Consider the following 12,308-nt stretch of genomic DNA (forward strand, 5'->3'; position numbering starts at 1 on the left):
CCGCGGGCCCCTCCGGGGTCTCTGCCGTCCCACGCCCCCTCCGCGCCACGTCGTCTCCGCCCGCGTCCGCGGCCCGGCGGCCCCCCCCCCCCCCCCCCCCCCCCCCCCGGGCCGGGATTCCGGGTCCTCGCACCGGGCGGCGTCACCGCACCGGGGCCCGGTGGTCGGTCGCGCGCAGCCCCAGCAGGTCGTCGGTGTCGCCGAGGTCGTGCAGCCGCCACACCGGCATCCGCACCGCTGAGCGCACCCCCGGTTCGGGGTCCAGCAGCTCGCGGCGGCGCAGCATCCGGTGCAGGTGCTCGGCCGGATCGACCCCGCCCTCCGGACCCCGGTCCAGCAGCACCGACAGCGGCACCCCGCCGTCGGAGATCGACGCGTCCACCCGGTGGCCGTTCAGCACCTGGTCCAGCTGCACCGACATCCCCGGCAGCAGCTCGTGCAGCCGCCGCTGGTGGACGTCCGGTTCGGGCGCGCGGTGCCCGCGGCGCGCGGCCGCGAGCAGGTCCGCGCCGATGCCGTGGCGCCCTTCCCAGAACGTCGCGTCCCCGACCACCACGAGCTGCGAGCGCGCCCGGGTGATCGCCACGTGCCACAGGTCGCAGCGCCGGTCCAGCCAGCGTGCCGCGCCCTCCGCGACGCCGGGCGCCGCGACCGGGGAGAGCACCACCGCGTCGCACTCCCCGCCCTGGAAGTCGTGCACGGTGCCGATGCGCACCCGCGGATCACCGGCGAGCCGCTGCTCCAGCAACCGGCTCTGCGGGCGGAACAGCGCGATCACGCCGATCGTGGCGTGCTCCGGCAACGAGCGGCGCAGCGCCGCCACCACCCGGGCCACCACGGCGGCCTCCTCCGGGTTGTGCCAGCTGCCGCCCCGCTCCGGCGCGCACGCGCGGCCGGGCACGTCCCGCCACTCCAAGGCGGGTCGTTCCATGGCGGGCCTGCCGCGGATGTCGGTGAGCACGACCTGCGCCTCGCCGGGGAACAGGCCGGCGGCGGTGTCGGCGATCCGCGGGTGGCAGCGGTGGTGCTCGTCGAGCCGGATCGCGCCGCCGGTGGCGCGTTCGGCCGCGTGCCAGGCGCTGTGCCGCCGGAAGCTCAGCGCCCGCTCCTCCAGCCAGTCCGCCGGGATCCGCAGGTCCCGGCGGATCCGCGACTCGGCCGCCGGGTCGAGGTGCGTGACGTGCGCGAGCTGCCCGGCATCGCCGAGGACGACGGCGCGGCGCGCGCGGAACAGCAGCGGCAGCAGCGCGGCGATGCCGCAGTGCGCGGCCTCGTCGACGACGACCAGGTCGAACAGGGCGGGCGCCAGCGGCAGCCGCGCCGCCTCCTCGCAGGTCGCGGCCCGGCTGCGCACCGCGGGGTCGCCGTCGTCCTGCTGCCGGACCGAGGCGAGCAGCACCTGTTCGGCCGCGGTGCGGGCCGCGTCCTGCGCGCTGCGCAGCGCGTCGGCGAGCCGCTGGTCGTCGGGGCGCTCCCGCAGCAGCGCCCGCTGCTCGCGCCACGTGTGCTCGGCCGCGGCGAACTCGGCGACGGCCCGGCAGATCGCCCGCGGGTCCCGGTCCGCGCAGTCCCCCGGTTCGATGCCGAGGGCGCGCTGCACGCTCGCACGCCGCCAGCGGGTGAAGATCCAGGCGTCGGCGGCCCCGCCGGCCCGTCGCGCCCACCGGCGCGGGCGCGGGCCGATCCGGTCGGCGAGTTCGACGGCGGTGCGGCCCAGCGACTCGGCGGCGGTGCGCCGCCGCCGGCCGGCCGCGCGCAGCGCAGCGTCGATGCGGCCGATCGCGCCGAGGTCCAGGCGGGCCCGGACCGCGCGTCCTTCGGCCGCGGTGAGTTCGGCGAACGCCGCCGCCAGGTCGGGCGCCGGGCCGGGCCGCCCCGCCTGCTCGGCGCCGGTGCGCACCAGCGCGCCGGGCACCGCCGCGCAACGCCGCCACACCTCGTGCACCGCGCGGTCGTCGGCGGCGACCACCAGCACCCGCTGGCCGGTGCTGACGGCGGTCGCGACGAGGTTCGCGACCAACGCGGTCTTGCCGCTGCCGGGCGGACCGGTGACGGTGCTGAGCCGCCTGCTCATCGCCGTGCGCACCGCCTGCCGCTGCGATTCGTCGGCGGGCCACGGCAGCACCGGTCGCGGCGGTTCGTCGACCTCGGTGGTGTCGCCGTCGAGCAGCGCACCCAGTGCGGTGCCCGCGACCCGGCCGGGTTGTTCGGCGATGCCCGCCAGATCGTCGAAGGCACCCGGGCTGATCAGCCGCGGCTGTTCGGCGAACAGCACCGCCACGTTGCGGGCGCCGTCGCCGCGACCGTCGAGGGATTCGTCCAGGGCGTCCGGCTCCGGTCGCGCGCCGCCCGGCAACCGGTAGGTGCCGTGCAGCAGGTCGTGCACGTCGGCGGCCATCCGCGCGCGCCGCCCGCCGCGCCAGCCCGGCGCGAACCAGGCGGCGAGGGCGTCGGTGCCCTCCACGCCGAGCCGCCGCCGCGCCAGCCCGCGGTGCGGCAGCACCGGCCCGACGGGGCGGAGCCTGCGTCCCGCACCGGAACCGACGGGTTCGACGCGGCGCACCAGCAGCGGCGCGAACTCGGCGGCGGCACCGGCGCGGCCGGGCAGCAGCACCGCCGGGTAGCCCGCCCACAGCGGGCGTCCGCGCCGTTCGGCCTCGTCGAGGAACGCGGCCGCGCCGGGCGGCACCGGTGCGCAGCCGTCGTCGTCGAGCTCGCCGGACAGCAGCCGTTCCCGGCCGGGCAGCACGACGTACCGCTCGCCGGCGGCGCGCACCGGGATCAGCCCGGAGTGCGGTTCCTCGGCCAGCAGGCAGCGCCGGTAGTAGCCGAGGACCGCGGCCAGGTCCGGGTCGTCCCGCTCCGAGTCGTCCCGCTCCGGTGCGGGACCCGGTGCCCGCCGCGCGCGGAAGGAGAGCGCGATCGCGTCGTCCACGTCGACCGCGGACCGCACCGGTGGTCGCTCGCCCGCGGCCCGCAGCCGCCGGTCGAGGTGCTCGAACAGCGCGTCGGCGGTGAGCTCCGCCCCACCGCTCCCCGCGGTGCGCCACGCCTCGGCGAGCCGCTCGGCGAACGCGCCGGTCCCGGCGAGCACGTAGGTGCCGCGCGCGGTCAGCGGGCAGCTCCGCACGGACGTTTCTCCTCGCTGCGGCGGCGAATCCACGATCGCGACCGCGTGCGCGGCGCGGCACGCTTCGAGCTGCTCGTCGACGAACCCGGCGTGCACCCCGGTGCCCGCGAGGTCGTCGGGATCGGTGTCGGCGGCGAGGAACACGTGCTCGCCGCCGGGGCCGATCGCCCCGGGTGCGGCGAGGTGCAGCAGGGCGAGCTCGTCCGGCGCGCAGCCGTCGAGGAACTCGGCGATCTCGGCGCGCAGCCGGGCCGCCGACGGGTCCCGCACCACGCGCACCGGCCGGTAGCCGTCCGCCGTGAGCCGCCGGACGCCCGCCGCGTGGTCCCGGCCGACGCCGATCAGCAGCGCCCGGCCGCGGCGTGGCCGGGTCACGCGTCGGCCCGCAGGTCGCGCGGGAGCGCCCGGACCAGTTCGGGGCATTCGTTCGGCCGGCCGGACAGCCACATCGACCGTCCGCCGAGCACCAGCTCCACCTCGTGGGAGGCGTCGCGGGCGCACCACTCGCTGATCGCGCAGAGCAGCGCCGGTGCGGTCACCGCGCCGGAGGATCCCAGCGACGCCCACAGCAGCGGGCCGGGGGCGTCCTGCTCGGTGGCGAGCGAGACCTGGACGCCCAGGGCGTCGCGGAGCTCGTCGCGCAACGATCGCACCAGCCGTCCGCCGCGGTGCGGATCACCGCCGACCGCGACCCTGATCCAGAAGACCGTCGAGCCGTCCGCCATGCCGCCCTCTCCAGCTGAATCCGCTCAGATCGCCGCAGATCTTAGAAGATCACCGACTCGATCCGGTCGAATTTCCGGAGATGGCACCCCGACAGCGCAGAACTGAGATGATCTCAGCACGGTCCGCCGGGTGATCCCGCAGCCGCGCGGGTTCAGGCCGCCGTTCGGGGGCGCGCGGTGCGCAGGTGGAACGCGGCGCTGGACGGGTGCGCGTATTCCGGCAGCAGGTGGTCCAGCCGCTCCCCCGCGTCGAACCCCGCCGCCCGCAGCAGTTCCCCGGTCTTCGCGGCGGTGAGCCCGCTCCAGTTCGGCGTGGCCCGCCCGATCTTCCGGTAGTCCCGGAGCACCTTGGGCAGGTAGCCGTGGTCCGCGCCGGGCCGCAGCGAGGCCAGCACCCGGCGCGCGTCGTGCCGCCAGCCGTGCCACACGCCGTCGGCCAGCAGCAGCGCGCCGCCCGGGGCCAGCACCTGTCGCCACACCCGCAGCGCCCGCACCGGGTCCGGCAGGGTCCACAGCACGTAGCGGGCGCTGACCAGGTCGAAGCCGTCGCCCACCACCTCGCCGACGTCGTGCCCGCCGCACTCGGCGAACCGGACGTCCACGTCGCGGCGCCGCGCCTCCTCCCGGGCGTAGCCGAGCATCGCCGGGGACGGGTCGACCGCGGTGACCTCGTGGCCGAGCTCGGCCAGCAGCGTGCTCAGGAAACCGGTGCCGGTGCCCACGTCCAGCACCCGCAGCGGCGCGGTGCGCTCCGGGAACGCCGCGTGCACGGCCTTGTCGCACACCGCGCGCCACGCCTCGCGCTTGTCCTGCGCGTAGCGCTCGTAGAAGTCGTTGTAGGCCGCGGCCCGCTGGGTCCAGTTGTCGCGGACGGCTTCGATGGCGCGGTCGGTCACGGGTGGGTCCTTTCGCCTGGGTCACCTCACCCTGGGCGTTGTCGCAACCGATGTGCAACAGCCTCGTCCGCACGGGAACGCAAGTCACATCCCGGGCCGTTCGCGGCCACCTTGCCCCGAGTTCTGCCCGATCGGACCTTCCACCGGACCGATCAACCACGGAGAGTAATGATCAGTACCGATCGGAGGGCGTTCATGCGAGTGCCACGCGCACGCGGTGTACCCGGCCAGGACCGACCCCGCCCGATGCCCCACCAGCGGCCGGACCCCGCGCCCGCAGCTCCGGCCCCGGCGATGTCCAGCACCGGCGTGGTGCACCTGCAGCGCACCGCGGGCAACCGGGCGGTGGCCCGTTCGCTGCAACGGGCGCCGGAGCAGGAGTCGTCAACGGCGCCCGGCTTCCTGCGGCAACCCAGCGGCGGGTTCCACGCACTGGTCCCCGACTCGATCGAAGCGCTCTCGGTGAAGGACAAGCTGCTGGACCGCCTCGTGGAAGGGCCGGTGTTCAGCGACTCCGAGATCGCCGACCTCGAGCGGCAGGACCCGAAGTGGCTGCGGGCGATCGGCACCGGGAGCTACGCGGAAGCGGTGGCGTACGCGACGGAGGGGACCTACTACGACTGGCTGCGCCTGGCACCGGGGAAGCGGCTGCTGATCGCCACCGTCGAATGGCGGAAACGCCTCGGCCGCACGGAGAACAGCCCGGCCTTCACCCTGGGCAGGCACCTGGACCTGCGCGGCGACGCCGTGCCCGCGGCGGACCGCGAGCGGGTCATCGCGGAACGCGACAAGCAGATCAAGGACGCGTTCGTCCGGACTTTGGCGCCCGCGTTCGAGGACGACCCGCTGGTGTCCGCCGACGACGCGAAGCGGAACGTGCGCGCGAACACGATCCTGAGCCGGATCTTCCTGATCCTGCAGAACGGTCTGAAGGTGTACGACGACGCCGCCGCCGACCACGTCGACTACGTCGACGGCGACGTGGCCAGGGCCTTGGCGCACGGGGGCCGGGTCAACATCCGCATCCCGGCGCTGGGCGCGGACGGGCCCCCGCCGACCGCCCTGCTGGATTGGCTCGGCGTCACGGAGAACGGCGTGAACGCGCGGGAGAAGGAGGAGAAGCGGGACTACGCCACCCACCACATGGACATCAGCGGGACCGACGAGTTCGCGGAACGCGGCGGCATGGCCGCATCGGCCTCCAACGTGCTCTCCCGCCTCAGCGACGAACAGGTCCGCATGTGGGGCCTGCCCCTCGCCGCCGACGGGATGGGCGGGCACGACTTCAACGGTGACGTGATCCTCCCGGACAACTCGCACGGGCACCTGCTGCTGATCTTCACCCCGCCGCAGCAGGACCAGGACGGGGCGTTGCAGGTCGGCATCGAGACGATCGGCCCCGGCGGCAAGAGCCCCGTCGGCTACCGGCACAACGCCCTGTCCACGGAGGCCACCGCGAACCCGGAATCCAGCTTCTACGGCCACAAGAAGGACAAGATCGGCGGTGGCCGGCTCAAGGACAACCAGCGCTACGTGCCGCTGGCGGAGCTGCCGCTGGGCTGGGTCCGATTCCTGGACGAGGTGAAGGAAGACTGGCAGGACCGCCTGTTCGAGGCGGGAGACGACCTCCACTCCCGCCGAGCGCTCTACGGCGAGCTGGTGGGCAGGCGCACGGGCCGGTTCGCACCCAGCACGCTGGGCGAGCGCTCCTTCCTGCTCACCTAGCCGGCTCCGCCGACCTGATCTCGGCGAGCTGCGCGGTGATCGCGGCCATGATGCGGTCGGTGGCCTCCCGCAGGACGGCCGCGGTGAGCGGCAGGCCGATCAGGTCGTCCAGCGGCACCGGTGGTCCGGCGGCCAGCTCGACCGCGGTGCGCCGGAACAACCGGGGCGGGCGGCGGCGCGGCAGCAGGCGGTGCGTGCCCCAGTTCGCCAGCGGCACCACCGGAACCCCGGTGCTCAGCGCGACGCGGGCGATGCCGGTGCGCCCGCGCGCGGGCCAGTGCGCGGGATCGTCGGAGAAGGTGCCCTCCGGGAAGAACACCACGCATTCGCCGTCCGCGGCGGCCCGCACCGCGTCCCGGTAGGCGTCCTGGGCGCGGGCCGTGCCGCGGTGCACCGGGATGTGCCCTCCGGAGCGCATCACGTTTCCCACCAGCGGAATCCGCCACAGGTCGGCGCGTGCCAGGTAGCGCGGGACGCGTCCGGCGGCGAGGCAGAACGCGGTGGCGGTGATCGGATCGGCGAACGACAGGTGGTTCGTGGCCACCAGCACCCCGCCCGCGGGCAGGCCCCCGCGCAGCCGCAGCCGGGAGCTCGACGCCAGCACCGGCCACACCAGGTCGATGGCCAGCCCGAACCAGGGGCCCCGGCCGCGGCGGGGGAAGCGCCGCCCGAGCCGGACGGCGTCGCGCAGGCGTTCCGAGATCAGTCGCACGAGGTCCATTCGTAGCCGACGCCGTACCGGACTGGTCGGTCGGCCCGGCGCGCGGAGGCACCGGCGCACGGGTGCTCTGGTGGACGGGCGGGCACCCAGCGTCCCGGGCACCCGGCGGCCAGGGCATCCAGCGTCCCGGGCACGCGGTGGCCAGGGATCCGGGGGCACCGGCGCACGAAGGCCCCGCCCGGCCCGGTCGGCCGGACGGGGCGTCCGCACCCCGCGCCGGGTCACATCTGCTGCGCGCCCGCCTTGATGGCCTTGCGGATGCGGGTGTAGGTGCCGCAGCGGCAGATGTTGCGGATCTCGTCCAAGTCGGCCTCGGTGATGTCGCGACCTTCCTCGGTGACCTGCCGGACCTTCGCGACCGCCGCCATGATCTGCCCGGGCTGGCAGTAGCCGCACTGGGCGACGTCCTCGTCCAGCCACGCCTCCTGCATCGGGTGCAGCTCGCGGCCGACGGTGCCGGGCAGGCCTTCGATCGTGGTGACCTCGTCGTCGGGCTCGATGTCGCCGACCCGCACCGAGCACGGGTTGAACGCCTTGCCGTTGATGTGCGAGGTGCACGCCTTGCACACGTTGATGCCGCAGCCGTACTTCGGCCCGTAGAAGCCGAGCACCTCGCGCAGCACCCACAGCAGCCGCACGTCGTCCTCGATGTCCACCGTCACCGTCTCACCGTTGAGCCGGAAAGTGTGCTGTCCCATGCCGAAAGCTCCTCCCTCATCGCGCCGCGCGCGGTCGACCCGAGCGACCGCCCGCACAAGTCCAGTCCTTCGAAAACCCCGCCGCGCACCCGAACCGCGCACGGCCCACGTCCTTCTTCTCGTCAGCGGCGAAGCCGCTAGCAGCGACCCAGCACTCAACCGGATCACCCGCGGGTTCTCAGCGTTCTCCTCGCGAGGACAGCTTTTTCGCATGTGGCGGAGCCACCTGTGAAAAAGGTCCCGCAGCGAGGAGGACGCTGAGATTCCGCCACCCGCCCCGCAAAGCAGGACGACCGGCGGACACGACTCAGTAAGCGAAGTCCAGGCCGTTGGTGGGTGATTGCGGCACGGGAGGCACCACCGGCTTCGGATCGAAGCTCAACGTCCCGTGGTTGATGGGGAAGCTCGTCGGCATCGTGCCGGTCGCCGCCCCGTAGGCGCAGGCCGTCGCGGCCATCGAGGCGGGCACCCCGAACTCCCCGGCACCGCCCGGTTTTCCGGTGGTGGGCGGCATGATGATGACCCGCACGTCGGGCGGGGCGTTCCACTGCCGGGTGTAGAAGTAGTCGTCCCAGCTGCCTTCGAGGAACGTGCCGTCCTTGAGGTGCAGGCTGGAGGTGAGCGCCTGCGCGATGCCGTCGGAGATGCCGCCCTGCATCTGCGCTTCCAGCCCGCGCGGGTTGAGCGCGAGGCCGGTGTCGACGGCGAGCACCACCTTCGTCACGCGCGGCCCGGTGACGGCGTTGCGGATCTGCCGGTTCACCGTCTCGGGCCGGCAGTCGATCTCCACGAGGACCGCGACGGCGCCCTTGTACTCCTTGTGCACGGCGATGCCCTGCGCGCAGCCGTCGGGCATCGACCGGCCCCACTCCCCTTCCTCGGCGACCTCGTCGAGGACCGCGATCAGCCGTTCGTCGTCGAGGAAGGAGCGGCGGAACTCGTAGCGGTCCTTGCCCATCTTCGCGGCCAGCTGGTCGACGATGAGTTCCTGGGCGGTGCGCACGTCCGGGTTGAACAGGTTCCGGTTGGAGCCGGTGGGGAACGTGTCGTACTGCATGATCTCGTTGAGCAGCTGGGTGGTGACCCCGAACTTGTAGGGCACGCCGACGGTCAGCTCGAACACCGGCACCGAGAACGCGGCGAAGTTGCCCAGCCCCAGCGGGGGCAGCCGGGCGGCGACGGACGTGATCGCCTCCGCGAAGCCCATCGTGTAGTCGGTGGCGATGCTGGTGTGCCGCTGCTCGAAGGTGAGCACCTTGTCGTCGACGTAGCTGGCGCGGATGCGGGAGGTGCACATCGGGTGGGTGCGGCCCTGGCGGCATTCGTCGGTGCGGTGCCACATGAGCTTGACGGGCTTGCCGAGCTCCTTGGAGATCTCCACGGCCTCCAGCACGACGTCGTTGAACATGCGCCGGCCGAACGCGCCGCCGCCCTGCTGGACGTGCACGCTGACCGCTTCCTGCGGCAAGCCCAGCTTCGCGGCGACCTCCTGCTTGCACAGGATCGGCGATTGCAGGCAGGACCAGATCTCGGCGCTGCCGGGGCGCACGTCGGCTACGGCGGTGTTCGGTTCGAGCGCGGCGTTGTTGCGGAAGTGGAAGGTGAACTCTCCCTCCACTGTGGACCCGGTGTCCGGGACGACGAGCGGAATCTCGGAGGCCTTGATCTTCTCCAGCACGGTGTCGTCGGATTCGCCGTCGACGGTGCCGGGTTCCCAATTCACCTCCAACGCGCGGACCGCGTCGATGCACTGGCCGAAGGTGCGGGCGCGCACCGCGACACCGGTGGAGATCGGGACGACGTCGGTGACGCCGGGCATCCCGCGCACCTCGTCGAGGTTCACCACCGACTCCGGGCCGCCCTTGATCGTCGGCGGGCGGCACACCATCGTCGGCAGCGCGTCGGGGATGTCGAGGTCCATGCTGAACTTCTTGCGGCCGGTGACGGCGTCGAGGGCGTCGACCCGGTTGTGCGGTTTGCCGAGGACGCGGAACTCGCTCTCCGGCTTGAGCACCGCCTCGACCTGCTCGGTGACGTCGCTGGCGGCCTTCTGCGCGAGGTCGCCGTAGGGCAGCTGGGTGCCCGCGACCGAGCTGATGATGCCGAGCTTGCTGGTGAGCAGTCCGACGGGTTCGCCGAGCTCGTTCGCGGCGGCCTGCAACAACCGACCGCGGGCGATGGCCGCGGCCACCCGGACCGGCGTGTAGATGGAGATCGCCGTGTTGGAACCGGCGGTGAACTGGTTGAACAGCAGCTCGGGGCGGGCGTCGGCCAGCGACACCCGGACCTTCTCCACCGGCAGGTCCAGCTCCTCCGCGATGATCATCGCGACCATGGTGGTGATGCCCTGCCCGCTCTCGGTGCGCGGCATCTCGAAGGACGCGGTGCCGTCCTCGTGCACCTGCACCGAGATGAGGTTCGAGGTGGGCAGCGCCGACTCGGTGAGCAGGTCGTTGAGATCCAGGATGTCGGAGGGTTCCGGCAGCGCCGCGTGCGCGGTCGCCGGATCCGCGAACTGCCCCAGCTGCGCGGCGGCGGCCACGGTGGGCGCGGCCAGCAGCAGACCGAGGAACCGGCGGCGGTCGAGGCCGGTGGCCCCGGGGTCCGGGCTCTCCAGGCTGCTCGGCCGAGGTCCACGGCCTGGTCGGGAGGTGCGGCGCTGGTCCATCGCGCTCCTTCCGCCGCTTCCCCGTGCGGCGGGGACGGCGATCGATCGACGTTGATCGGTGGTGGGATCGGAGACCCATCCTGATCAGCACCGGCCCGCGGATCGAGGGCGTTCCGCCCACCGATCCGCACCGGATCTTGTGCGGATTGCCATCACGCGCGCCGCCGGATGGCCCATCGGGTGCTCGCACGACTGGTGGACTTGCCGTGATCCGGAAATTACCCTTCCCCGAACGGCGCTCGCGGGAGCCGCAAAGGAGCGGAGCTCATGACCGACGAATCCACCACGGAACAGCCAGGTCAGGACACCGGCGACGGGGAGCAGCGGATGCTCGCCGGGCTGGCGCGGGCCTCGCTGGCGAGGGTTCCGGAGCTCGCCGACGCGCTGGTGGACCAGACGTGGGGTTCGGTGTACACCCCGGACGGACCGGTCGCCAAGGACGACCTGTGGCGCTCCTGCCGGGACAACATTCACGGCATGCTCACGACGCTGAGCGGCACCGGCCCGTCCCGGCCGGACCTGCTGGGACCGGCCCGCAGCACCGGCGTGCGCCGGGCGCAGCAGCACTGCCCGCTGGACTGGGTGCTGCACGCGTGGCGGCTCAGCGGCCAGGTGCTGTGGGCCGACATGGCCGAGCACACCGGGGCGCACGGCCCGCAGCACCTGCGGGAGCTGGTCGGTTCGGCCGGGGAGCTGTGGGGCGTCACCGAACGGTTCTCCATCGAGATGGCGCTGAGCTACCACGCCGCGGAGCAGGAACTGCTCGGTGGCGCGGAACTGCGCAGCACGATGATCATGGACGCGCTGCTGGACGGGCGGGCCGCCGAGGTGCGCGGGGAAGCCGAGCACCTGCTCGGGCTGGGACGCGGCAAGCGGTTCGTGGTGGCCGTCGCCGAAACCTCCGGGGAGCGCCCCGCGTCACCGCGCGAACTCGCCGACGGGTTGCGGCGACGCGGCCTGGACTCCACGTGGCGGCTGCGCACCGGTTGCCAGGTCGGGATCATCGGCGTCGGCGAGGGCCAGCCCGCCGAGGTCGCGGGCGCGCTGCGCGAACGCGCGGTGGCGCGCATCGGGGTGTCCCAGTCGCTGTCGGCGCTGATGGAGGTCGGCGCCGGGTACCGGATGGCGATGCTGGCGATGACGACGCTGCCCGCGCACCGGCCCGGCGCGGTGTCGCTGGACGAGTGCCTGCCGGACGCCTTGGCGCTGAGCTCGCCGGAACTGGCGGACCGGATGGTGCTGGTGACGTTCGGGCCGGTTCTCGCGCTTCCCACCGCGGAGCGGGAGGAGCTGCTGCACACGGTGTCGGTGTGGATCCGCTCGCTCGGCTCCACGCTGCGCGCGGCGAAATCGCTGTACTGCCACCGGAACACGGTGCTCAACCGGCTGCGGCGGATGGAGTCGCTGACCCACCTGGATCTCAGCGATGTGACGGTGTGGCCGCAGATCCTGCTCGCCCTGTCCATCCTCCGCCGCGAAGGCCGCCTCCCCGCCGAACCCGACACCCCCTGACCGGACCACGACCGCAGAACCCACCCACCGAGCCACATCGTCCGCCTGTCAGCGGCGGAGCCGCTCGCCTTCGCTTCCGCCTGTCAGCGGCGGAGCCGCTGAGCTGACGACCACGCACGCAACCGGACCACCCGCGGGTTCTCAGCGCTTTCCTCGCGAGGGCAGCTTTTTTGGGCCGGGGGGGGGGGCCGGGCGGAAAGACAACCCCAGCGGCGGGCACGCGGGGCGGGGGG

8 protein-coding genes are annotated in these 12,308 nt (G+C 73.6%); 2 read left to right on the forward strand and 6 right to left on the reverse strand.

The window, feature by feature from the left end:
* Positions 1–142: 142 nt before the first annotated feature.
* The 3 genes from LCD33_RS12365 to LCD33_RS12375 all read right to left on the reverse strand — a co-directional run bounded on the left by LCD33_RS12365 (position 143) and on the right by LCD33_RS12375 (position 4,751).
* Positions 143–3,505 (reverse strand): AAA domain-containing protein, encoded by a 3,363-nt coding sequence (locus LCD33_RS12365; RefSeq protein ID WP_224977869.1) that lies wholly within the window; start codon positions 3,503–3,505, stop codon positions 143–145.
* Entirely contained in the window at positions 3,502–3,855 is a 354-nt protein-coding gene (locus LCD33_RS12370; protein WP_224968274.1) for a hypothetical protein, read from the reverse strand. The genes LCD33_RS12365 and LCD33_RS12370 overlap by 4 nt, the downstream gene beginning before the upstream one ends.
* Positions 3,856–4,007: 152 nt before the next feature.
* Positions 4,008–4,751 carry a class I SAM-dependent methyltransferase gene (locus tag LCD33_RS12375; RefSeq protein WP_224958640.1) on the reverse strand — a complete coding sequence of 248 codons (744 nt, stop codon included), beginning with the start codon at positions 4,749–4,751 and terminating at the stop codon, positions 4,008–4,010.
* A 294-nt stretch (positions 4,752–5,045) separates the two neighbouring features.
* Between LCD33_RS12375 and LCD33_RS12380 the strand changes: the two genes are divergently transcribed.
* On the forward strand, positions 5,046–6,476 hold the full coding sequence (locus tag LCD33_RS12380) for a hypothetical protein (protein WP_224968272.1): 1,431 nt from the start codon (positions 5,046–5,048) through the stop codon (positions 6,474–6,476).
* Here the strand turns inward: LCD33_RS12380 and LCD33_RS12385 are convergent.
* From LCD33_RS12385 to LCD33_RS12395, 3 genes are all read right to left on the reverse strand, one after another.
* Positions 6,469–7,197 (reverse strand): lysophospholipid acyltransferase family protein, encoded by a 729-nt coding sequence (locus tag LCD33_RS12385; RefSeq protein ID WP_374108080.1) that lies wholly within the window; start codon positions 7,195–7,197, stop codon positions 6,469–6,471. The genes LCD33_RS12380 and LCD33_RS12385 overlap by 8 nt on opposite strands.
* 221 nt (positions 7,198–7,418) lie before the next feature.
* Positions 7,419–7,895: a (2Fe-2S)-binding protein gene (locus tag LCD33_RS12390; RefSeq protein WP_224958637.1), complete on the reverse strand. Its 477-nt coding sequence runs from the start codon at positions 7,893–7,895 to the stop codon at positions 7,419–7,421.
* A 307-nt stretch (positions 7,896–8,202) separates the two neighbouring features.
* Positions 8,203–10,563 carry a molybdopterin cofactor-binding domain-containing protein gene (locus tag LCD33_RS12395; RefSeq protein ID WP_224968270.1) on the reverse strand — a complete coding sequence of 787 codons (2,361 nt, stop codon included), beginning with the start codon at positions 10,561–10,563 and terminating at the stop codon, positions 8,203–8,205.
* Between the two features lie 267 nt (positions 10,564–10,830).
* Between LCD33_RS12395 and LCD33_RS12400 the strand changes: the two genes are divergently transcribed.
* Positions 10,831–12,075: a CdaR family transcriptional regulator gene (locus tag LCD33_RS12400; RefSeq protein WP_224968268.1), complete on the forward strand. Its 1,245-nt coding sequence runs from the start codon at positions 10,831–10,833 to the stop codon at positions 12,073–12,075.
* Positions 12,076–12,308 lie beyond the last annotated feature (233 nt).

Origin of the sequence: Saccharopolyspora sp. 7B (genome assembly GCF_020177435.1) — a bacterium.
GTDB lineage: Bacteria > Actinomycetota > Actinomycetes > Mycobacteriales > Pseudonocardiaceae > Saccharopolyspora_C > Saccharopolyspora_C gregorii.